The organism is Aeromonas sp. R10-2, assembly GCF_040908445.1.
GTDB lineage: Bacteria > Pseudomonadota > Gammaproteobacteria > Enterobacterales > Aeromonadaceae > Aeromonas > Aeromonas veronii.
The window spans coordinates 125,963-148,509 of the sequence record NZ_JBFODS010000098.1 but is presented as its reverse complement, the minus strand read 5'-3'; the positions used below and the strand labels follow the sequence as shown (position 1 = coordinate 148,509).

21 protein-coding genes and 2 tRNA genes are annotated in these 22,547 nt (G+C 61.1%); 8 read left to right on the top strand and 15 right to left on the bottom strand.

The annotated features are described in order from the left end of the window. From tuf to AB5Y97_RS19615, 3 genes are all read right to left on the bottom strand, one after another. Positions 1–1,094 (bottom strand): elongation factor Tu (tuf, locus tag AB5Y97_RS19625; RefSeq protein WP_368158822.1); only part of this gene is annotated, 1,094 nt, incomplete at its 3' end. A 168-nt stretch (positions 1,095–1,262) separates the two neighbouring features. Then, positions 1,263–1,337, bottom strand: a tRNA-Gly gene (locus AB5Y97_RS19620). Between the two features lie 38 nt (positions 1,338–1,375). Beyond that, positions 1,376–1,460: transfer RNA gene (locus tag AB5Y97_RS19615), tRNA-Tyr, on the bottom strand. 263 nt (positions 1,461–1,723) lie between these two features. Here AB5Y97_RS19615 and coaA point away from each other — a divergent pair. Then, a complete protein-coding gene (gene coaA, locus AB5Y97_RS19610) occupies positions 1,724–2,662 on the top strand; it encodes a type I pantothenate kinase (protein WP_005339877.1) in 939 nt (312 codons plus the stop codon). A gap of 81 nt (positions 2,663–2,743) precedes the next feature. On the opposite strand, the gene birA is transcribed toward coaA, so the two are convergent. Both birA and murB read right to left on the bottom strand, forming a co-directional pair. Further along, positions 2,744–3,709 carry a bifunctional biotin--[acetyl-CoA-carboxylase] ligase/biotin operon repressor BirA gene (gene birA / locus AB5Y97_RS19605; RefSeq protein WP_201947390.1) on the bottom strand — a complete coding sequence of 322 codons (966 nt, stop codon included), beginning with the start codon at positions 3,707–3,709 and terminating at the stop codon, positions 2,744–2,746. Then, complete coding sequence (gene murB / locus AB5Y97_RS19600) at positions 3,706–4,743, bottom strand: UDP-N-acetylmuramate dehydrogenase (RefSeq protein ID WP_201947389.1); 1,038 nt, start codon at positions 4,741–4,743, stop codon at positions 3,706–3,708. Before murB ends, birA begins: the two co-directional genes overlap by 4 nt. Positions 4,744–4,870: 127 nt before the next feature. On the opposite strand from murB, the gene AB5Y97_RS19595 reads away from it, so the two are divergent. Further along, complete coding sequence (locus AB5Y97_RS19595) at positions 4,871–5,524, top strand: TrkA family potassium uptake protein (protein WP_005339863.1); 654 nt, start codon at positions 4,871–4,873, stop codon at positions 5,522–5,524. Next, complete coding sequence (locus tag AB5Y97_RS19590; RefSeq protein ID WP_274160769.1) at positions 5,521–6,876, top strand: TrkH family potassium uptake protein; 1,356 nt, start codon at positions 5,521–5,523, stop codon at positions 6,874–6,876. Before AB5Y97_RS19595 ends, AB5Y97_RS19590 begins: the two co-directional genes overlap by 4 nt. 41 nt (positions 6,877–6,917) lie before the next feature. Here the strand turns inward: AB5Y97_RS19590 and AB5Y97_RS19585 are convergent, their stop codons facing one another. Beyond that, positions 6,918–7,748: an AraC family transcriptional regulator gene (locus AB5Y97_RS19585; RefSeq protein ID WP_167557436.1), complete on the bottom strand. Its 831-nt coding sequence runs from the start codon at positions 7,746–7,748 to the stop codon at positions 6,918–6,920. A gap of 101 nt (positions 7,749–7,849) precedes the next feature. Between AB5Y97_RS19585 and AB5Y97_RS19580 the strand changes: the two genes are divergently transcribed. Then, complete coding sequence (locus AB5Y97_RS19580) at positions 7,850–8,383, top strand: carboxymuconolactone decarboxylase family protein (protein WP_201947379.1); 534 nt, start codon at positions 7,850–7,852, stop codon at positions 8,381–8,383. A gap of 14 nt (positions 8,384–8,397) precedes the next feature. Further along, positions 8,398–8,838, top strand: a complete 441-nt coding sequence (locus tag AB5Y97_RS19575; protein WP_201947377.1) for a DUF417 family protein — start codon at positions 8,398–8,400, stop codon at positions 8,836–8,838. Between the two features lie 40 nt (positions 8,839–8,878). On the opposite strand, the gene AB5Y97_RS19570 is transcribed toward AB5Y97_RS19575, so the two are convergent. The 3 genes from AB5Y97_RS19570 to AB5Y97_RS19560 form a co-directional block, all read right to left on the bottom strand. After that, positions 8,879–10,852, bottom strand: a complete 1,974-nt coding sequence (locus tag AB5Y97_RS19570) for a DNA topoisomerase III (RefSeq protein ID WP_368158819.1) — start codon at positions 10,850–10,852, stop codon at positions 8,879–8,881. A gap of 67 nt (positions 10,853–10,919) precedes the next feature. Next, positions 10,920–11,417 (bottom strand): response regulator, encoded by a 498-nt coding sequence (locus AB5Y97_RS19565; RefSeq protein ID WP_013724182.1) that lies wholly within the window; start codon positions 11,415–11,417, stop codon positions 10,920–10,922. Between the two features lie 55 nt (positions 11,418–11,472). Then, a complete protein-coding gene (locus AB5Y97_RS19560; RefSeq protein WP_368158818.1) occupies positions 11,473–13,440 on the bottom strand; it encodes an ATP-binding protein in 1,968 nt (655 codons plus the stop codon). A gap of 276 nt (positions 13,441–13,716) precedes the next feature. Here AB5Y97_RS19560 and AB5Y97_RS19555 point away from each other — a divergent pair, with 276 nt between their 5' ends. Further along, positions 13,717–14,847, top strand: a complete 1,131-nt coding sequence (locus AB5Y97_RS19555) for a NapC/NirT family cytochrome c (protein WP_201947371.1) — start codon at positions 13,717–13,719, stop codon at positions 14,845–14,847. A gap of 23 nt (positions 14,848–14,870) precedes the next feature. Beyond that, positions 14,871–17,351 carry a trimethylamine-N-oxide reductase TorA gene (gene torA / locus AB5Y97_RS19550; protein ID WP_368158815.1) on the top strand — a complete coding sequence of 827 codons (2,481 nt, stop codon included), beginning with the start codon at positions 14,871–14,873 and terminating at the stop codon, positions 17,349–17,351. An 85-nt stretch (positions 17,352–17,436) separates the two neighbouring features. On the opposite strand, the gene AB5Y97_RS19545 is transcribed toward torA, so the two are convergent. The 4 genes from AB5Y97_RS19545 to AB5Y97_RS19530 are packed head-to-tail and all read right to left on the bottom strand — an operon-like array spanning position 17,437 to position 20,302. After that, on the bottom strand, positions 17,437–17,898 hold the full coding sequence (locus tag AB5Y97_RS19545; protein ID WP_005339830.1) for a hypothetical protein: 462 nt from the start codon (positions 17,896–17,898) through the stop codon (positions 17,437–17,439). A 41-nt stretch (positions 17,899–17,939) separates the two neighbouring features. Beyond that, on the bottom strand, positions 17,940–19,289 hold the full coding sequence (locus AB5Y97_RS19540) for a sensor histidine kinase (protein ID WP_005339828.1): 1,350 nt from the start codon (positions 19,287–19,289) through the stop codon (positions 17,940–17,942). Then, complete coding sequence (locus AB5Y97_RS19535) at positions 19,286–19,942, bottom strand: response regulator transcription factor (protein WP_005339826.1); 657 nt, start codon at positions 19,940–19,942, stop codon at positions 19,286–19,288. The genes AB5Y97_RS19540 and AB5Y97_RS19535 overlap by 4 nt, the downstream gene beginning before the upstream one ends. Before the next feature lie 21 nt (positions 19,943–19,963). Beyond that, entirely contained in the window at positions 19,964–20,302 is a 339-nt protein-coding gene (locus AB5Y97_RS19530) for a PepSY domain-containing protein (protein WP_005339825.1), read from the bottom strand. A gap of 63 nt (positions 20,303–20,365) precedes the next feature. Between AB5Y97_RS19530 and AB5Y97_RS19525 the strand changes: the two genes are divergently transcribed. After that, entirely contained in the window at positions 20,366–20,614 is a 249-nt protein-coding gene (locus AB5Y97_RS19525; protein ID WP_013724184.1) for a PepSY domain-containing protein, read from the top strand. Here AB5Y97_RS19525 and msrQ read toward each other — a convergent pair. After that, positions 20,611–21,237 carry a protein-methionine-sulfoxide reductase heme-binding subunit MsrQ gene (gene msrQ / locus AB5Y97_RS19520; RefSeq protein WP_201947368.1) on the bottom strand — a complete coding sequence of 209 codons (627 nt, stop codon included), beginning with the start codon at positions 21,235–21,237 and terminating at the stop codon, positions 20,611–20,613. The two genes, AB5Y97_RS19525 and msrQ, sit on opposite strands and share 4 nt — an antisense overlap. After that, entirely contained in the window at positions 21,228–22,229 is a 1,002-nt protein-coding gene (msrP, locus tag AB5Y97_RS19515; RefSeq protein WP_184236585.1) for a protein-methionine-sulfoxide reductase catalytic subunit MsrP, read from the bottom strand. The genes msrQ and msrP overlap by 10 nt, the downstream gene beginning before the upstream one ends. Positions 22,230–22,547 lie beyond the last annotated feature (318 nt).

Here is a 22,547-nt window from a genome sequence, read left to right as displayed (position 1 = left end):
GCAATCAGGGTAACAACCATTTTGATGTTGTCGCCCGGCATTACCATCTCTACGCCTTCCGGCAGTTCGATGGTACCGGTCACGTCGGTAGTACGGAAGTAGAACTGCGGACGGTAGCCTTTGAAGAACGGGGTATGACGACCACCTTCTTCTTTGGACAGTACGTATACTTCAGATTCGAACTTGGTGTGCGGCTTGATAGAACCCGGCTTGGCCAGTACCTGACCACGCTCTACGTCTTCACGCTTAACACCACGCAGCAGCGCGCCGATGTTCTCACCTGCACGACCTTCGTCCAGCAGTTTGCGGAACATTTCAACACCGGTACAGGTGGTAGAAACGGTATCTTTGATACCAACGATTTCTACAGTCTCACCTACTTTAACGATACCGCGCTCTACACGACCGGTAACTACAGTACCACGGCCAGCGATAGAGAATACGTCTTCGATAGGCATCAGGAACGGCTGGTCAATCGCGCGCTCCGGCTCCGGGATATAGGTATCCAGGTGGCCAGCCAGCTCGATGATCTTCTCTTCCCACTGAGCGTCGCCTTCCAGCGCTTTCAGTGCAGAACCACGAACTACCGGCAGGTCATCACCCGGGAAGTCGTACTCGGTCAGCAGTTCACGAACTTCCATCTCGACCAGTTCGAGCAGCTCTTCGTCATCAACCATGTCACACTTGTTCATGAACACGATCATGTACGGGATACCAACCTGACGACCCAGCAGGATGTGCTCACGAGTCTGCGGCATCGGGCCGTCAGTCGCTGCTACTACCAGGATCGCGCCGTCCATCTGGGCAGCACCGGTGATCATGTTTTTAACGTAGTCGGCGTGACCCGGGCAATCTACGTGGGCGTAGTGACGGGTAGCGGTGTCGTATTCTACGTGGGAGGTGTTGATGGTGATACCACGCTCACGCTCTTCCGGTGCCTTGTCGATCTGGTCGAAGGCGAAAGCTTTACCACCGAAGTGCTTGGCCAGCACGTTGGTGATAGCTGCAGTCAGGGTGGTTTTACCGTGGTCAACGTGGCCGATGGTACCCACGTTAACGTGCGGTTTATTACGCTCAAATTTTTCTTTAGACATGATCGTCCCTCTAAACTAACGCTGAGTACGCGGTGGCAAGCTAACCACAGAACAGTTTATATGATGGATTTGAATCTGGTGGGAAAGAGAGAGGTACTGATGGCTGGTTCGCTTGCCGAACTCACCCTAGGGTGCGGCTCTGCTAACGCCTGAGCCATATCAGCATCTTGGAGCGGGCAGCGGGAATCGAACCCGCATCATCAGCTTGGAAGGCTGAGGTAATAGCCATTATACGATGCCCGCATTTCTCTAACCCAAAGAACTCAAACCGCAGAGAAATATGGTGGAGGGAGAAGGATTCGAACCTTCGAAGGCAGAGCCGTCAGATTTACAGTCTGATCCCTTTGGCCGCTCGGGAACCCCTCCATACGCCAGATTGTCACAACGGTAATTCTGCTTGCACCCGTTGTGTTTATCGCTTTTGCACGGCAAATAGACGACAGACAGTCAAGCGTCGCGCATTTTATTGTAAGGTTTTGGGGGATGCAACCATTGAACCCGGCAAAATATGCTTTATTGCTGGGAAGTTTGCAAAAAAGCGGGGGCAAACAAGCCAATCCTGCTGCGTCCCTTGTCGCTCCCCCACCCTTGGTGTATGGTCGCCGTGCCCAAGAAACAGTGATGACACCATGACGACAGAGCATAACCCCTATCTGCAATTCACCCGCGAACAATGGGCGTTATTGCGCGATTCGGTCCCCCTGACCCTGACCGAACACGATCTGCAGACCCTGCGCGGGATCAACGAGAAGGTGTCATTGCGGGAAGTGGAAGAGATATATCTGCCTCTCTCCCGCCTGCTCAATCTCTATGTCAAAGCCAAACAGCGTCGCAGCCGGGTGCTGGAGCAGTTCCTCGGCCAGTCCCGCGGCAAGGGCACCTATATCATCAGCATTGCCGGCAGCGTTGCGGGGGGCAAAAGTACCACGGCCCGTATTCTGCAGGCCCTGCTGGAGCGCTGGCCGGAACATCCGCGGGTGGAGCTGGTCACCACCGACGGCTTCCTCTATCCCAACAAGGTACTGGAAGAGCGCGGCCTGATGCGTCGCAAGGGGTTCCCGGAATCCTACGATATCCGCCATCTGGTGGAATTTGTCGCCAACATCCGCGCCGGTCACGAGAAGGTCGAAGCGCCGGTTTACTCCCACCTTATCTACGACATCATTCCCGATGAGAAGAAGGTGGTGGAGCAGCCGGACATCCTGATCCTGGAAGGGCTCAATGTGCTGCAAAGCGGCATGGATTACCCTCAGGAGCCCCATCGGGTCTTCGTGTCGGACTTCGTCGACTTCTCCATCTATGTGGATGCCGATGCCGAACTGCTGCGTACCTGGTATATCGAACGCTTCCTGAAATTCCGCAGCGGCGCCTTCTCGGATCCCGACTCCTACTTCCATAACTACGCCAAACTGGCGGAGAGTGAGGCGACCCAGATCGCCAGCAACATCTGGCAAGATATCAACTATCTGAATTTGCAAGAGAATATCCTGCCAACACGTGAGCGTGCCAACCTGATCATGACCAAGGGCCATGAGCACGCCATCGAGCAGATCAAGCTGCGCAAATGATGACGTCGGTTGCCGGATAACGAAGAGGGGGCCCGCGGGCCCCCTCTTCTTGTTTGGTATCATGAGCGGCCTTGCTGACCCTCAGTCGCCCCGGCGCAGGGAGAGTTCGCCCCCCAGATAGAATTTGATCCCTTCAGCTGTCTCCAGTCGCAGGGCGCCGCGATCGTCGATGCCACGGGCGATGCCGCGGACCTCCTGATCTCCCATCAGCAGGCGCACCGGGCGACCGGCAAAGTGATCGAGCCGATTCCACTCATCGACAAAGCTTGCCAACCCCTGCTGCTCAAAGGTGTGCAGCGCCCGCTGCAGATGGACGATCATCCGGGCTGCCAACTGATTGCGATCGACCAGCTCGGGATTGATGTGGCGCAGCTCGGCCCAGGCCTGATCGATCTTCTCCCCTTCACGGGCAGGCATCGCCAGATTGAGACCGATGCCGATCACCAGATGACAGCTGGCACCGGCGCTACCGCTCATCTCTACCAAAATGCCCGCCAGCTTGCGGCCCTGATAGTAGAGGTCGTTCGGCCACTTGAGCTCGACCCCCTGATAACCAAGGGACTCCAGCGCTTCAACCACTGCCACGCCGACCGCCAGACTCAGCCCCATGGCCGCCGCCATGCCTTGTTCGAGTCGCCAGTACATGCTGAGGATCAGCTGGCAACCGAACGGCGAAATCCAGGGTTTGCCACGACGACCGCGCCCGGCTGTCTGACACTCGGCCAGACAGCTCTCGCCAGAGCGCAGCTCATTGACCCGATCAAGCAGGTGTTGGTTGGTCGAGCTGATGACCGGAAAACAGTGCACCGGCGCCATCGGGGCCAGTGCCTGCAAGGTGGCCTGATCATAGAGCGCCATCGGTACCGCCAGCCGGTAACCCTTGCCGGTCAGGCTAAAGAGATCCAGCCCCAGCTCCTTGAGCGCCGCCATGTGTTTGCTTACCGCAGCCCGGCTGATGCCGAGCTGCTCACCCAGCTGTTCGCCGGAGTGAAACTGGCCGTCGCTAAGCAGGGTGATCAGGGTCTGTCTGATGGGAGTCAACGTCATGAGAGCACCTCGTCGAGCCAGGTTTCACCGTGCGCACCCATAAAACGCACTTCGTGCTCCAGCACCACGCCAAACGTCTGCTCCACGCTGTCACGGACATGAGCCGCCAGCGCGATCAGCTCCATGGCACTGGCGCCCCCCAGATTGACCAGCACCAGCGCCTGCTCCTGATGGACGGCGGCGCGGCCAATGGCGAAACCTTTCAGACCGCACTGATCGATGAGCCAGCCCGCCGCCAGCTTGGCCTGCCCTTCTCCAGCCGGATAGCAGGGCATCTGCGGGTAGCGCGACTTGAGCGACTCCGCCAGCGCGGCAGGCACCACCGGATTTTTGAAGAAGCTGCCCGCATTGCCGAGTACGGCGGGATCCGGCAACTTGGTCATGCGGGTGGCACAGACTGTATCGAAGATGGCCTGCGCCGAAGGCGCGTCACCGAGCGCCGCAAGTGGGCCATAGCCCTGCACCGGTTGCCACGCCTTGGGCAGTTTGAGCCCGACGGCGGTGATCAGGTGGGAATCCTGATACTCGTGTTTGAAGATGCTGTCGCGATAACCGAAGCGGCACTCTGCCGCCGCGATCCGCTCAATCTCGCCACTCTGCCAGTTGAACGCCTCGACATAGGAACAGAAGTCGGCCAGCTCAACGCCATAGGCACCGATGTTCTGCACCGGCGCGGCACCGACCGTACCGGGAATGAGCGCCAGATTCTCCAGCCCGAACCAGCCCTGTTGCAAGGTATGGCGCACCAGCTGATGCCAATCTTCACCGGCCGCCACATGGAGCAACCAGTGATCGCCACCATCTTCAGCGGTAATCCCCTTGAGCCGGTTGAGCACCACCAGACCGAGAAAATCGGTGGTGAAGAGCATGTTGCTGCCGCCGCCCAGATTGAGGCGCGGCAGCTGGTTGAACTGCGGATCGGCACGCAGGGTCGCCAGATCGGCAACCTGCTCCACCTCGGCCAGCCAGAGGCAGTACGCATCGAGGGCAAGGGTGTTGAGCTTCAACAAGGAGGCGTTGGCATTCAGTTTCATCGGTCTATCCCGGCTTGGTGCAAGGGCGCAGTCTACCTCAAGTTACCCCATGACGAAAAACCCGAGCCCTTTTCGGGGGAATAGCAGTGGTTTAGAGTAGGCGACTTCAACTGCTGAGGAATAACTCATGAACAACCAGTTTGCCGTCATCGGCCTGGGCCTGTTTGGCAGCGCCCTGTGCGAAGAGCTGCAACGGCAAGATGCCGAAGTACTGGCCATCGATATCGACGAGAGCAAGACCCGGCAAATCGCAGCCCTCTGCAATCACGTTATCGTGGCGGATGCTACCGACGAGGCCACCGTGGCCGAGCTGGGACTGGCCAATTTCGATATCGTCTTCGTTGCCATCGGTGACAACCTGGAGACCAGCATCCTCACCACCCTCGTCTTGAAAGAGGCGGGCGTGAAGAAGGTGTGGGTCAAGGCGCGTGACAAGTTCCACGCCAAGATCCTGCAGAAAGTGGGCGCCGACAAGGTGATCAACCCAGAGTGGGACATGGGCCGCCGGGTCGCCCAGAGCATGCTGGACAACCGGCTTTTCGACTATCTGGAGCTGGGCCACGACATGGTGCTGACCGAGTTCGTGATCGGCCTGCAACAGAACGGCCGGGAACTGGGCGACTTCCACCTGCTGCAACAGAGCGATTTCCAGCTGCTCGCCATCAAGCGTGGTGATGTGCTGCACAACGTGCTGACCGGCAAGATGGAGCTGCAACTGGGCGACATCCTGATCCTGGCGGGCAACAAGCACGCCATCGACCATTGGCTCGAAACCCTATGATCAACTGGCGCAGCAGCTACGCCTTCGCCCTCCATCGGGAGCAGGACTCTCGCTGGAGCGAAGCCCGGCTGATCCTCGGCAGCTTTCTGATCATTCTGCTGATTGGCACCATCTTTCTGGTGCAACCCTCCAGCCACAATGGCGAGGTCACCTTCGTCAACGCCCTGTTTACCGCCACCTCGGCCATCAGCGTGACAGGTCTTGGCGTGGTGGATACCGGCACCGCCTTCACCCTGCAGGGGCAGATTTTCCTGCTGATGCTGATGGAGATCGGTGGTCTGGGCCAGATGACCATGACCCTACTGCTGATCGCCATCTTCAGCAAACGGGTCGGCCTACGCCAACAGGTACTGGCCAAGGAGGCGCTGGGACAGGAAGGCTCGGTCAACATCATTCAGCTGGTCAAACGGATCGTGCTGTTCGCCTTTATCGCCCAACTGATCGGTACCGGCATCATGGCGATCCGCTGGGTGCCCGAGATGGGTTGGGTGCACGGCCTCTATGTCAGCTTCTTCCACGCAGTATCGGCCTTCAACAACGCCGGGTTTTCGCTCTTTGCCAACAACCTCATCGACTATAGGGACGACCCCATCATCAGCCTGACCATCGCCGGTCTGCTGATCCTGGGGGGGATCGGCTTTACCGTCATCGTCGATCTGGTGCGCAACCGCCGCTGGCGCAAGCTGAAGCTGCACAGCAAGCTGATGTTGCTGATGACCCCGGCGCTGCTGCTGGCCGGTACCTTGATGTTCTGGCTGCTGGAACACAACAACCCCGGCACCCTCGGCAAGGCCGGTATCGGTGGCCAGCTGCTGGCGGCCTTCTTCCAGTCTGCCAGTGCCCGTACCGCCGGTTTCAATACCATAGATATCGGGCTGATGACCCCGGCGGCGTTGCTGTTCCTGATGATGCTGATGTTTATCGGTGCCGGTGCCACCTCCACCGGTGGTGGTATCAAAGTCACCACTTTCGCGGTCGTGCTGCTGGCGACCAAGGCGTTTCTGACCAAACGACCCCATGTCACCGCTTTTGGCCGCACCCTGTCGCCCCAGATCGTGACACGCTCGCTGGCCATCATCATCGTCAGCACCATGGTGCTGATGCTGGCGATGTTCCTGCTGATGGTGACCGAGGATCTGCCGTTCGACAAAATCATGTTCGAGACCATCTCGGCATTTGCCACCGTCGGCCTCTCCACCGGCATCACCGCCTCCCTGAGCGAGCCGGGCAAGCTGATCCTGGTGCTGGTGATGATCTGCGGCCGTCTCGGCCCTCTGACCCTGGCCTTTATGCTGGCCCGCCCGGTCGCGACCCGCATCCGTTATCCGGAAGAGAACGTCTATACCGGCTGACCAGCCATGAACACGGGGCAGCCACTGGCTGCCCCGTTTTTTTATTCGGCTTGTTGCTGCGCCTTGAGCCAGCGCCCCGGGCTCACCCCCAGTTCCCGCTCGAATGCCCTACCAAAGGCAACACTGCTGCTGTATCCCGCACCCAGCGCCACCTGCACCATGGGCTCCCCCGCCAGCAGTTGCTGGCAGGCGCGCGCCATGCGCCAGCGGGTCAGATAACCAAGCGGCGCTTGACCAACCCGCTCCTGAAACCTCGCGGCAAAGCGGGCCCGCGACATGCCGGCCTCCCGCGCCAGCGTGGCCACCGTCCAGGGTTCATCCCCACGCTGATGCATCACCGAGATCGCCTTGGCCAACTGGGGATCGGAAATACCTGCCAGCATCCCCTGCTGACACACCCCTTGCTCGACCAGATGACGCAGCAGCAGGATCAACAGTATCTCCAGCAAGCGGGAGATCAGCGGATCCTGCCCGTAGCGGGGGTGAAACGCCTCGTCAAACAGCTGACTCAGCACCGGCGTCAGGGCAGGCAACTCACGTAGCGGCAGCACCAGCGAGCCCGGTAATGCCAGTTGCAACGGCGATGCGCCCCCCTTGCCGAATGCGACATTGGCACACACCAGATCGCAACCCCCCAACGTTCTGGGTTCAAGCTTGTGAGGACGTCCCCGAGGGAACAGGATCAGGGTCGGCTCCTCGAGCAGCAAGCTGGCCCCCCCCTCTTCACGCAGCATGACGGCACCGCTGCGCAGCAGATGAAGATGTCCGCCACTCGGGTAATCATCACTGGAGGAGTTCTGGCACAGGTTGCCGGCGAAGAAGATCTTGGCTTCGGGGGAGGCATGAACCAACAGGGCAGAGAGCGGATCCATATTTGAGACGAATAGTATTTATTTGCAGACGATAAGTGATAAACCGTATCACGAATGACGGCACACTGTCTCCCGTACCTTCACTACCACAGGAGAAGATCATGAGCCGTATCCAACCCGTATCCCAGCCGCAACCCGCAGCCGCCCAGACCCTGGCCACCCTGCACCGCAATCTGGGTATGGTGCCCAACCTCTACGCCACCCTGGCCCACTCGCCAGCCCTGCTCAATGGCTTCCTGGCCTTTGCCGAGGCGCTTGGCAAGGGGCGCCTCACTGCCCCACAACGGGAGTTGCTGGCTCTGGCCATAGGTCAAGCCAACGCCTGCCAATACTGTTTGTCTGCCCACACACTACTGGCGGGCAAGGCCGGATTCTCGGCACAGGAGATCCGGGCTGCCCGGCTCGGCCAGGCCTCGGCTCCCCTTGATCACGCCCTGCTGCAACTGGCAACGGCGCTGGTCAGTCAGCGCGGAGTGATCAGTGACGAGCAGCTTGCTAGCGCCCGGGCCGCAGGCGTAGATGACGAGCTGCTGCTGGAGGTGCTCGGCCAGGTGGTGGTCAATACCCTGACCAACTATGGCAACCACCTGGCAGAGACCGAGATCGACTTCCCGCCCGTCACTCTGACCCCTTAAACAAGGAGCCCCCCATGCAGCAACATGACAAAGGCTTTCTGGTCGCCCTGGCGGGCGTGGTATTGACCCTGCTCTGGATCGGCGTCTTCAAGTTTACCCCGACAGAGGCAGCCGCCATCAAACCACTGGTAGCCAGCCACCCCTTGATGAGCTGGCTCTATGGCCCCCTGTCGGAACAAAGCGTATCGAACCTGATCGGGGTGGTCGAGATAGTGATTGCCATCGGGCTGGTTGTGGGTCTGTGGCAACCTCGCATCGGTTACTGGTGCAGCATGGGGGCTATCGTCACCTTCCTGGCGACGCTGAGCTTCCTGCTGACCCTGACAGGTGTCTGGAAGATGGTTGACGGCGTGCCAGTCACCGAATTCTTCCTGTTCAAGGATCTGGTGTTTCTCGGTGTGGTTCTGCACTACCAGCACAGGATCCGTGCCAGCTTGTCCACTAAGGCAGCCTGACAACAATGCCTTTGGCGCCCAGGATGGGCGCCTTTTTTCGTTATGCAGCCCTGGTCTGGCGCTTGCTGGTCGTCTTGCGCGGTCGGGGCCCGCCAGTCGTGCTGGCCGCCGAACTCTTGCGCCTGGTAAAACGCCGCTTGCCGGCACCCGGCGCCTCCTTGGGCAGGGCGCTGAAGCTGGCGCCGGAGTCCTGCCGCGCCCCTTCAATCAGGCCGTTAAGCTGATCGGTGAGCGGCCCCATAAACTGCTGATAGCTGCCGTGGCGTTCGGCGATCTGGCCGAGGCTCTGCTCCCACAGCGCCGTCATATCCGGCGTGGTGGCCGTCGCAGGCAGCGCCTGCACCAGCGCCCGCCCGGTCGGGGTCGCCTTGATGCTCTTGCCCTGACGCACCAGAAAGCGGCGCTTGAACAGTAGGTCGATGATACCGGCACGGGTCGCTTCTGTGCCGAGGCCATCGGTGTCGCGCAGGGTCTTGCGGATCTCGGGATCCTGCACATAGCGGGCGATGCCGGTCATGGCCGCCAGCAGGGTGGCATCGGTGAACGACTTGGGCGGCTGGGTCATCTTTTCCAGCAGTTCGCCCCGCTCGCACAGCAGTTGCTCCCCCTCTTTGAGAGCCGGCAACGTGCCCGCCTTCTCTTCGTCGTCATCCTCCTCGACCCCGAGCAGTGCCTTCCAACCCGCTTTCAGAATGCGGCGCGCCTTGGCCTGAAACAGGCCACCGGCGATGCGCAGCAGCACCTTGCTGTCGTTGTATTCGAACGGGGGATAGAACTGCAGCAGATACTGGCGGGCAATCAGGCCATAGAGCTTCGCCTCGTCGGCCCCCAGCGTGGCGGGGTTGCCCTGCTTCTCGGTGGGAATGATGGCGTGGTGGGCATCCACCTTGCTGTCGTTCCACGCCTTGCTGCGGATCTTGCCGTCTGTCTCGGCAACTGCCTTGGCCAGCGCGGGCGCTGTGGCGGCGATGGCACTGCGCACCTGCTCAGCCCGCTTGAAATGGTCGGTCGGCAGATAGCGGCTGTCGGAGCGCGGATAGGTGATGAGCTTGTGACGCTCGTAGAGGCTCTGGCAGATGTCGAGCACCCGCTTGGCATCCATGCCGAAGCGCTTGGCGGCATCGATCTGCAGGCTGGAGAGGTTGTAGGGCAGCGGCGCCGCCTGCTTGCGGGCCTGCTCCTCCACCGATTCGACCTGTGCGGGCTGACCGTTGATCCGACTCACCACCTTGTCGGCCAGCGCCCGGTTGAGCACCCGCCCCTCCTCATCTTGCCACGGCAGGCAGGCTTCCGACGGCAGCCACTTGGCGGTGAAGCGCTCGTTGCCGTCGGTCAGCAGATGGGCCAGCACCTCGTAGAAGGGTTTGGGCACGAAGGCCTCGATCTCGAGATCCCGCCGCACCACCAGCCCCAGCAGCGGGGTCTGCACCCGGCCAACCGAGAGCAGCTCACTGCAACCGGCCTTGCGCCCGAGCAGAGTGTAGGCGCGGGTCATGTTGATGCCGTAGAGCCAGTCGGCCCGACTGCGGGCCAGCGCGGAGACCGCCAGCGGCACGAACTCCTTGTTGTCCCTCAGCTTCTCGAGAGCGCGGCGCACCGCAGGCGGGTTGAGATCGCTGATGAGGCAGCGCTGCACCGGCTTGGTTTTCGGGTAGCCGAGAAAGTCGATCACCTCGTCCACCAGCAGTTGCCCTTCCCTATCCGGGTCACCGGCGTTGACCACGCAGTCCGCCTGTTTGATCAGTCGCTTGATGACGGTGAGCTGGGTTTTGGTCTTGGGCTTGGCCACCAGCTGCCACTGGGCGGGGATGATGGGGAGATGCTCCATCCGCCACTGCTTGAAGGCAGCGTCATAGGCATCGGGTTCGGCCTGCTCCAGCAGATGGCCGATGCACCAGGTGACCACATCCCCTTGGGCTGTTTCGATAAAACCGTCGCCCTTCTTGTGGGGCTTGGGCAGGGCATCGGCAATGGCGCGGCCCAGCGTGGGCTTCTCGGCGATAAAGAGTCGCATCGGTAGCTACCTGCAATACTGTATATGCAGACAGTATACAACTGCCACCGCGAAAGCCCAACTGCCCCTATTCGTCGAACGGGTGATCGTGGATGGCGGCAAACAGCCGCGCCTGATTGAGCAGCGGCGCATAGTGGAAGGCATTTTCGCCATCTTCCGCCAGCAGGTAGTCGGTCAGCTGTTCGCGCACCGCCTCTTGCAAGGTCTCCAGCTTCCACGGCTTGGCAAGGTAGTAGTGCAATCCCCCGCGATTGACCGCTTCGACGGTGGCCTCCAGCCCCGCTTGTCCGGTCAGCAGCAATTTGCGGCTGGCGCGGGTGGTGGCACGCCGGTTCAGCTCCACCAGAAAATCGACCCCCAGGGTTCCCGGCATGATGTGGTCACAGAGGATCAGCGCCAGCTTGTTGCCGTCGCTCTCCCACTCCTCCACCACCGCTCGCGCCTCATCGACGCTCTCGGCGGCTTCCAGTTCGAAGTGGGAACGGAACGGGGCGAGATCGTGGATCACCGCATCCAGCACCTCCCGCTCATCGTCCACACACAGGATCAGATAGTGTTTGTTCATTGCTCCTCCTTGGCGACATGGTTTGGCACGCCGCGCGTTTGATGCTGGCGACGGCTCAGGCCGCATGCTCCTTGTTGTGATGAGGTTCGCCCCCGTAACCGGCCTGCCCCATGCCGTCCAGCGGTAGACAGACCCGCATCCGGGTGTAACGGCCCGGTTCGGAGGCCACCTCGATCCGGCCGTGGTGCTGCTGAACTATCTGCAACGAGACACTCAGACCAATCCCGAGGCCGAAATGGCCCTCCCGCTTGGTGGTGAAGTTGAGATCGAAGATCCGCTGCCACAGCTCGGGCTCGATGCCGCAACCACTATCCTCTATCTCCACCATGACCCACTCGGGATCCAGCAACCCGGTGCGAATGGTGAGTCGCCCCGGGCCGCTCATGGCATCCAGACTGTTGGCGATCAGGTTGGTCCACACCTGCTGCAGGGCGATGGGGTGACAGCGCACCAGCGGCAGCGGCTGGTACTCCTTGCAGAGATCATGATGCTTGAGGCGGTTTTCGAAAATCATCAAGGTATCTTCCAGCCCCTCGTGCAGGTCCACCAGCGAGGGTTCATCCCTGTCCTGCCGGGCATACTGCTTGAGGCTCTTGACCAGATCGCCGATGCGACGGGCGCACACCTCGATATTGCGCAGGAAGCTGCCGGTCTGCTGGAACAGCTCCAGCCGGGAGAGCAGCGCCTCCCGCTCGTCGGCAGTGCGGCTGGCAAACCAGCGTTGCCAGTTCAGCTCGTCATCCAGATTCATCTGCACCGCCAGCCGCGCCTGCTGGCGATCGCCAAAGCGCCCCTCAGCCTGCCGGGTCTTGTCACGGATCTCGCTGGTCGAGACCGGCTGGGAGGAGAGCGCCTGACAGAGGGTCTGGTTACCCAGCCCCTTGATGGAGGCGGGCAGTTCGAGATTGACCAGATCGGGGATGGCGGCCCGCAGGGTCTCGCTGCCACGGATAATGGCCGCCACCGGGTTGTTCAGCTCGTGGGCAACACCGGCCACCAGCTGACCCAGCATCGCCATTTTTTCGCTCTCCACTAGCTGGGCGTGAGCGGCATCGAGGGAGTTGAGGGTCTGTTGCAGCCGCATCTCGGTGCGGATGCTGTTTTGCAGACGGCGGTTGAAGTGGCGCAGCAGCAGGTTGGTAAAGGAGGGGAGCAGTTCGCTGCGCGCCTGCATCACCCGGGAGAATTGCAGCTTGTCGAGCTTGATCACCTCAGCACCGGTCAGAGTCACGCCGGTAGTAAAGGCGGGTTCGCCAGTCACGAAGGACATGCCCCCCACCAACGAGCCGGTGCGGTAGTGCACCACCTCCTGATCGATTCCCTGCTCGTCCCGCTTGCGCAGTACCACCTCCCCCCTGGCGATAAACCAGAGGAAGGTATTGGGCTCCCCCTCACGGGTCAGCACATGGCCCGGACTGTAGTGGCGGCAGACCCGCTCCTCGTCATTGCCCTCGAAAAACTGGTAGAGGCCGTCGATCACCACCCGGGAGAGTTCTTCATCGCTGCAGTGGGTGTAATCCATAAAGCCCTGCCGATAGGCTGCCAACTGGCGATCGACATGGGCTCGCAGCAGCTTCTGGTTGTCGAGCACGGCAGCATAGCTCAGCAGGTCAGCGTCGGGCTGGAGCAGCACGAAGTGGCTGGCCTGCTCGATCACCGCCCGCCGCAAGCTACCATCGCGCCAGGGGCGTTGCAGGTAGTAGTCGAGACGACCGAGATTGACCGCCTCGATGATCGATTTCATCTCCGGCTGGCTACCCAGCAGGATCTTGCGGCACGCCTCGTGACGGCTGCCGAGGCGGATCAGAAAATCGGCCCCTCGCCCATCCCCCAGCTCGCTGTCACACACCACCACGGCGGGTGGCTGCCCCTTGCGATCCAACTCGTCCAAGGCCAGCTCAGCCGATCCCTGACCGACCACCACCACCAGCGCGAAATGGCCGAGCAGCGGAGCCAACTCCTGTTCGAATTCGGCCAGCAGTTGCACGTTGGCGGCGACACACAGCAGTGAGAAAGGGCTCATCAGCGACACTCCGTTGAGGCTCACTGCTCACTATATCAGCGAATCTTGTGGGGTTTTGCGAGGGGGCTAACAGCTGTCGCGGAAAGTGCACAAATAGATAAAACAGAAAACAACTGAATTTAATTCGATAAATATGACAATAACAAAACAAAAGACAAAATGTGACAACAATCAAAAATATAAACCATGATGGAGGTCAACGCCTTATCCCTGTCATTACTACTACTATTGGACTAGTACTATGTAGGTAATTATTGACCGTAGGAAAACGCCGCCATGATTGGAAAACTGATAAGAAAAACCTGGTTCTGGCTCCTGCTGCTCGGGGCCCTGCTGGGTGTCGCGGCACTGGGTGTCACCGTGACCGTGCTGCACAAGACCAGCTCCACCGAATTCTGCGTCTCCTGCCACTCCATGCAGACTCCGCTCGCCGAGTATCAGGGCAGTGTCCACTTCCAGAACACCAAGGGGATCCGCGCCGAGTGCGCCGACTGCCACATCCCGGGCGACCCCACCTCCTACCTGTGGACCAAGATCCGCGCCGTGAAGGATATCTATCACGAGGCGATCGGCACGCTCGACACCCCGGAAAAGTATGAAGCCCACAAGCTGCGAATGGCTCAGTCCGTCTGGGACGAGCTGAAAGCCAACGACTCCGCCACCTGCCGCAGCTGCCACAGCTACGAGGCGATGGACATTCTGGCCCAGCGCCCCAATGCCCGCACCGAGCACCCGGTCGCCATCAAGGAGGGTCAGACCTGTATCGACTGCCACCGCGGTGTCGCCCACATCATGCCTGACATGAGCGGCCTGGCTGCCGCCGGTGCCAGCGAGCTGGCGCAGGCTGCGGCCCAGACCCCGGCCAACGTCACCACCCGTTACGCCATCGCCACCACCCCGCTGTTCCTCGATGCTGCCGCCAAGACCGACGAAGGCACCCTGATGCCCTCCACCAAGGTGGAAGTGCTGGCCAACGAAAACGGCCGAGCCAAGGTGCAGATCGAAGGCTGGCAACAGGATGGTGTGAGCGAAGTATTCTACGCCGCACCGGGCAAACGGATCCTCAGCGTACTGGTCGGCGATGCCGCCAAGAAAGCGCTGGTCACCGGCCAGAGCGAAACCGACAGCGCCACCAACCTCACCTGGCATCAGGTCAAGCTGACCGCCTGGGTCGACCAGAGCCAGCTCATCGGCGATCAGGGCAAGCTGTGGCAATACGCCTCCACCCTGATGTCCAACAACTGTACCGGCTGCCACGGCCTCACCGCGCTGGATCACTTCAATGCCAACCAGTGGATCGGCGTCATCAAGGGGATGGAATCTCGTACCTCCCTGACCCCGGAACAGGCTCGCATGCTGACCCAGTATGTCCAGAAACACGCCAGTGACATGAGCGCGGCCCACTAAGGCTGGCACAGAGGAAAACCGTTATGACTTTTTTCAATGACAAGAAGACCAATCTGTCCCGCCGCAACCTGCTCAAGGGGCTCGGCGCCTGCGCAGCCCTGCCCCTGCTCGGCGGCATTTTTCCCAAGAGTGCGCTGGCACAAGCCATCAGCACCGCATTGAATCAGTTCCCGACTCTGGTGCCCGCCCAGAAGGGCATTCTGACCGGCGCCCACTGGGGTGCTTTCGAGGCGATCGTCGAAGATGGGCGCATGGTGCGCGTCCAGCCGGTGGCCGATGATCCGGCGCCAAACGATCTCATCGACATGGCGCCGTTCCAGGTGCACGCCAAAAACCGCATCAAATACCCCATGGTGCGCAAAAGCTGGCTGGAGCATGGCCCGGGCGCCAAACCCGAGCTGCGCGGTGCCGACGAGTGGGTGCGGGTGAGCTGGGACAAGGCGATCGAACTGGTGGCCGGCGAGATCCAGCGGGTTCAGAGTGACTTCGGTCCGCAGGCGATCCACGCCGGTTCCTATGGCTGGAAAAGCGTCGGCATGTTCCACAACAGCCGTACCCTGCTGCACCGCCTGATGAACCTCTCCGGCGGCTTCACCGGTTATGCCGGTGACTACTCCACCGGCGCGGCTCAGGTGATCATGTCCCACGTGATGGGCTCCATCGAGGTGTACGAGCAGCAGACCGCCTGGCCCAACGTGGTCGAGAACGCCGAACTGGTGGTGCTGTGGGGGGTCAACGCCCAAGTCACCCTGAAGAACAGCTGGAACATGCCGGATCACGAAGGTCAGGCCGGTTTCATTGCGCTGAAAGAGAAAGGCACCCGTGTCATCAGCATCGACCCCATCTACAACGAGACCGCCAAGCTGGTCGGCGCCGAGTGGATTGCCCCGAACGCCTACACCGACGTGGCCATGATGCTGGGTGTCGCTCACACCCTCTACAGCGAGAAGAAGCACGATCAGGCCTTCCTCGATCGCTACACCGTCGGCTTCGACAAGTTCCTGAACTACCTGCTCGGCAAGGATGACGGTCAGCCGAAGAGCGCCGAGTGGGCGAGCAGCGTCTGCGGCGTCGATGCCAAGGTGATCCGCCAGCTGGCCCTCGACATGGCCGCCAAACGCACCATGATCATGGCCGGTTGGGGGATGCAGCGTCAGCAGCACGGCGAACAGCCGAACTGGATGCTGGTCACTCTGGCCTCCATGCTGGGCCAGATCGGCCTGCCGGGCGGCGGCTACGGCTTCAGCTACCACTACTCCTCCGGTGGCAGCCCCACCGCCAAGGGTGGCATTCTGGCCGGTATCTCCGCCGGCAACGCGCCGAAGAACAGCCCGGCACCGATCCCGGTGGCCCGCATCGCCGACTGTCTCGCCAACCCGGGCAAGACCATCGACTTCAACGGCCGTAAGGTGACCTATCCGGACATCAAGCTGGTCTACGTGGCGGGCGGCAACCCCTTCCACCACCATCAGGACACCAACAACCTGCTGCAGGCGTGGCGTAAGCCGCAGACCGTGATCGTTCACGAGCCTTACTGGACGGCGACTGCCAAGCACGCCGACATCGTGCTGCCGGTCACCACCAGCTACGAGCGCAACGACCTGGAGATGGGTGGCGACTACTCCCAGCGCTATGTGTTCCCGATGCACCAGTGCGTGCCGCCCCAGTTTGAAGCCCGCAACGACTTCGATATCTTCAGCGCCATCGCCGCCAAACTGGGGGTGCAGGAGCAGTACACAGAAGGGAAGGACGAGATGCTGTGGCTCAAGCAGATGTACGACGGCATGGCGGCGCAGGCCCGCGGCGCCCGCGTCGCGCTGCCGCCGTTCAACATGTTCTGGGAGTCCAACAACTACATCCGCTTCCCGATCCCCGAGGCCAACCGCCAGTGGATCCGTCACGCCGATTTTCGCGAGAACCCGCTGCTCAACCCGCTCGGTACCCCGTCCGGCAAGATCGAGATCTTCTCCAACACGGTAGCCGGGATGGGTTACGCCGACTGCGCCGGCCATCCCAAGTGGTATGAGCCCAAGGAGTGGGTGAAGAGCGAGGTGGCGGCGCGCTATCCGCTGTCGCTCAACACCTCCCACCCGACCCAGCGGCTGCACTCCCAGCTCGACAACACTCCGCTGCGAGACAAGTTCGCCATCGCCGACCGCGAGGCGATCATGATCCATCCGCTGGATGCCAAGGCTCGTGGCATCGCCCAGGGGGATCTGGTGCGTGCCTTCAACGAGCGCGGCCAGATCCTGGTGGGCGCCCTGCTATCCGAGGATGTGCGCCAAGGGGTGGTGCGGATCTGCGAAGGGGCCTGGTATGACCCGGCCAAGCCGGGCGAAGCGGGCAGCATCTGCAAGAACGGCAACGTCAACTGCCTCACCTTCGACGAAGGCTCGTCCAGTCTGGCGCAAGGCAACTGCGGCCACATGGCCCAGCTGCAGATCGAGAAGTACACAGGCCCTGTGCTAGCCAACACCGCCCACGCGGTACCGGCCAACGGCTAAGGCGATTGCCACCCAATAAAAACGGCGCCATCAAGGCGCCGTTTCTTTATCTATCTGCCAAAGCGCAGGCATGGTCGGGACGGGTTTAGAACTCCCCTTCCTCCATATACTCCTGCGCGCACTCCACCAGTTGTGGCCACAGCTCTTCCGGCACCCAGGCGTCCGGGTCATCTTCGTCCCCGTCGTACTGGCTCCAGAAATAGCGGCGCAGGCCGGAGGCAAACTCGTCACTGATCTCGGCCAGCTCCGAGAGCGGCCCCAACCAGGCGATGCGGCGCAGCCCGGAGGCGAGATCGTTGATGGCATCCATCAGGGTGCGATCGTCGAAGCTCTGCTCCACCAGCAGGGTGAAGCGCTCGCGCGCCTGCTCGGTCTGCTCCTCGTCCAGCTCGCCCACATCGGCCAGCAAGTCGACAAAATCTTCCAGAAGGAACGCGATCAGGCCATCCCTGTCTTCAAACCACTGGATCTGGGCGCCCTTGACCCCCAGCACAGAGGCATCAAACGAATCGTCAAGGTGACACAGTGCCCACGGATCGTCGGTCATGCTTCTCTTCCTCAGGCTAAAACAAATGCCATATGTTATGCCTAGCTCTCGACTCTTGCCACCTTGGGCAACGAGAGGGAGGCGGCCAGACCGCCCAGTTCGGCGCGGCCCATGATGAAACTGCCCCGATAGGCTTCCGCCAGATCGGAGACAATGTTGAGACCCAGGCCCGAGCCCGGCACCTTCTCGTCGAGCCGCACCCCGCGCAGCACCGCTTTGGCAATCTGATCCTCGCTCATGCCGGGGCCGTCATCCTCGATACGCAAGGTGATCCAGCCCCCCAGCTCGGCGCTGGAGATGCGCAGCTCGCTGGCAGACCACTTGAAGGCGTTCTCCAGCAGGTTGCCTACCATCTCATCGAAATCCTGCTCCTCCACCCCGACCGCCAGATTGGCGGGCACTTGCAGATCCACCGTCTTGCCCGGATAGAGGCGGGAGAAGGCGCGGCAGATATACTCCACCCGCGCCCGCACCGGGGTAGAAACCCCGAGGATCTTGGCGGCACCGGTCACCCGCGCCTTGCCGAGGTGATAGTCGATATGGCGCTGGATCTGGTCGAGCTGCTCGCCGATGGCAGCCTGATCTTCCGGCGGCAACTGGGCCACCTGATTGCGCATGATGCTAAGCGGCGTTTTGAGGGCGTGGGCCAGATTGCCGGTGTGGGATCGCGCCCGCTGCAGCAGCTCGCCGTAGTGGTGCAGCAGCCGGTTGATATCCTCCACCAGCGGCTGGATCTCCAGCGGATAGCGCAGCCGGAATCCCTCCTGATGACCCTCGTGAACCCGTCCCAGTTCGCGGCGCAGCAGGTGCAGCGGCCGCAAGCCGTAGACGATCTGGAACATGAAGCCGAGCACCAGACCGGCGGCGGCAAAGCCGAGACCGAGGAACAGGCTGATGCGGGTCTTGTTGAGGGTCTGGGTCAGGGCGCTGCTGTCCTTGGCCATCACCAGAGTGAAGACCCGATCCGAACCGGGCAGCAGCACGGTGCGGGTCATGATCAGCAGCGGCTCCTTGTTGGGCCCCTTGCCGACAAAGAGGTCGGGATCGCCAAACGCCGACTTGAGGCCGTCGCTCTTCAGGTTGGTATCCCACAGGGAGCGGGAGCGCCCCACCACATCGCGGCCCAGCTCCAGCTGCCAGTAGTAGCCGGAGTAGGGTTGATTGAAGCGGGGATCGGAGAGGGAGCCGGTGACCACCGGCAGGCCGGTTTTGGCCACTTCCAGCCGGGAGAGCAGATCATAAAGCTGCAGGCGAAGGCCGTCGGCCTCCGCCTCCTGCCAGTAGTTGCGCATCATGGTCTGCAGGCTGAAACCGGTGGCGAACAGAAACAGCCCGCACCACACCAGCGCGATGGCGACCAGTCGCCCCCGCAGGGTTCTCACCAGCCTCATTCGTTGATCCGGTACCCGAGGCCGCGCACTGTCTCAATCAGATCGGGGTTGGTTTTCTTGCGGATCCGGCCGATGAACACCTCCACGGTATTGGAGTCACGGTCAAAATCCTGAGCATAGATGTGGTCGATCAGCTCGCTGCGCGACACCACCTTGCCCCGATGCTGCATCAGGTAACCCAGCACCCTGAACTCGTGGGCGGTCAGCTTGATGGGGGTCCCTTCGTACCACACCTGTGACGCCGCCATGTCGAGGCGCACCCCGCCAATCTCCAGAATGGAGCTGGCATTGCCCGCCGCCCGGCGTACCAGCGCATGGACCCGCGCCACCAGCTCGGCCACCTGGAACGGCTTGGTAAGGTAGTCATCGGCACCGGCGTTGAGCCCCTCGATCTTCTCGTGCAGCTGACCGCGGGCGGTCAGCACCAGCACAGGGGTATCGATCCCCTTGCTGCGCCACTCTTTCAGCACGCTCAGGCCATCGCGCCCCGGCAGGCCGAGGTCGAGAATGATGGCGTCGTAGGGTTCGGTCTCGCCGAGGAAACCGGCCTCGTTGCCATCGTGGCAGAGATCGGTGACAAAGCCGGAGAGGCGCAGCTGTTCGGCCAGCTGGCCAGCCAGAATTTTTTCGTCTTCAACAATCAGAATTCGCATGAACAGGCTTCCACACAGGGGTTATTCATCATCCTCGACCGGGGGCTTGGGCGGTTCGAACAACCGCTCCAGATGGTGGCCCTTGGCCCACACCAGCTCAAGGTTGTCGGCCCGATAGGCTACCTTAATCACGCTGTTCTCCCGATCGATGACTCGCAGTTCATAGAGCCAGATACCATCCTCTTCCCCCAGATCCACCCGCAACACCCGCACCGGCAATCTGGCCGCCACCTCCATCATTTCATGGAAGGGCCGAACCCGTCCCTCATGGACAGCTTGCTGCAGCATGGCTTCATCAGGCGTGACCGCCTGTGCCAGCAACGGCAGCAATAACCCAAGCAGAGGGAGCGCTCTATTCATGGATGATTCATCTCCAAAAACCTAACATAATGGCGTTTATAGTCTGCCAGCCATGAATCCGGAATGAATATGATCCCGCGCAGTTTCCTGCTGATCCTTTGCCTGTTGAGTGCCACAAGCTGGGCGGCCCAGAGCCGTCTCGACATGGCCGGGCTGGTCAAACTCCTGCTGGCGCAAGGGTATCACGACATTCGGGAAGTGGAGCTGGAAGGGGACAAATTCGAGGTCAAAACCCTCAATCGCCAGGATCAGAAGGTGCATCTCATCGTCGATGCCTACACTGGCGAGATCAAACAACAAGAGGCCGATTAGGCCTCTTTTGCATTCCAGCGTCCCCGCATGGGGCGCAGCAGTTTCTCCCGTCTCGGCCAGAGCAGGGCGCAGGCCAGCAGCAGGTAGATGAGGGGCTCCCCCCAACCACTCTTGAGCGACCACCAGTAATGCACCGGCACCAGCAGGGCGATGGCATAGACCCAGTTGTGCAGCTTCTGCCATGCGGCACCCATGCGGCGCTGCAATACGGGCAGCGAGGTGATGCTGAGGGCGGCAAGCAGCAACAGGGCCACCATCCCCACCACGATATAGCTGCGCTTAACCAGCTCGCCGCCAATCAGGCCCCAGTCAAACTGCAGATCCAGCCCCAGCCACGCCATGAAGTGGAGCAGCGCCCAGGCAAAACACCAGAGCCCGAGGGGGCGGCGCAGCTTGATAAGCTGCCCCTGCCGCCAGCGCTTGGCCAGCGGCGACACCAGCAGGGTGAGCAGCAGCAGGTTGAGCGCCCCCTTGCCGAGGTAGTGGATGAGCTCGGGCACCGGATCGCCCCCCAGCAGGCCTGCCGGAATGGCAAACCCCAGCCAGAGCAGGAAACCCAAGGAGCCCAGATGCACCAGCGCCCGCAAGCCGCTGATATGGGCCGGTTTCAATCTCAGTACCATTGGCGCAGATCCATCCCCTGATAGAGCGAGGCGACTTCGTCACCATAGCCGTTGAACATCAGGGTCGGCTGACGCTTGGCGCCAAACACTCCACCCTCGCCGATGAAACGCTCGCTTGCCTGACTCCAGCGCGGGTGATCCACCTGCGGGTTGACGTTGGCGTAGAAGCCATATTCGTTGGGAGCCAGCAGGTTCCAGGTGGTCGGCGGCATCTCCTCTACCAGGCGGATCGAGACGATGCTCTTGATGCTCTTGAAGCCATACTTCCACGGCACTACCAGCCGGATCGGCGCGCCATTCTGGGCGGGCAGAGTCTTGCCGTAGAGCCCCATCGCAAGGAAAGAGAGAGGGTGCATCGCCTCGTCGATACGCAACCCCTCCACATAGGGATACTCTATACCGCCCCCCAGACTGGAGGCCTGCCCCGGCAGCTGTTTCGGATCAAACAGGGTTTCGAAGGCAACAAACTTGGCGCGACTGGTGGGCTCGGCACGGCGGATGATCTCTGCCAGCGAGATGCCGTTCCAGGGCAGTACCATGGACCAGGCTTCAACGCAGCGCAGCCGGTAGATCCGCTCCTCCAGCTCGCTCTTGTTGATGAGATCCCACACATCGAGTGTAAAAGGCTTGGCTACCTCCCCCTCCACCTTGAGGGTCCAGGGTTCGGGCTTGAGGTAATGGGCGTTGCGAGCCGGGTCGGACTTGTCGGTGCCCAGCTCATAGAAGTTGTTGTAACTGGTGGCCTTCTCTTCCGGTGTCAGCACCAGATTGGCCGGGCGCTCAGCAGGCTTGCTGTTGAGCGGTTTGGTGGCTAACTGGGGAGCATCCTCTTTACCGCGCAGCAGATCGAGTACACCGGCCTGAGTGGGAAACGCCAGGGTGGCCGCGCCCAGACCCAGCCCTTTGAGAATAAGGCGGCGGTCCTGATAAACGGCTTCCGGGGTGACATCCTGTTCGGTGAGGGGGTGGGCGGTACGACGCTTGATCAACATGAAAAACTCCCGGGGCTGAGTGAGGCAATATGGATAAGACCCGCCCCGGCAGATTTTTATTTCACACAAATTTACATCATGTGGTGCAGGGGCAGTGCCTTGGCCATGGTGCCGACCAGAAACAGGACTACGAACACCAGCAGGGGAACGATCACATTTGGCGCCATCAGACTCACTCCATGAGCAGGACAGGGCCTCTAACTATGGCCGACTGTCAGGCCGGTCACCAATGAATTTTTTTCGCGAGCGCAAGCGTATTCCTGAGTTGAAAAGGGTGATGAAGATCACACACAATTCGGCCCCCGCTTGCCGCCCCGA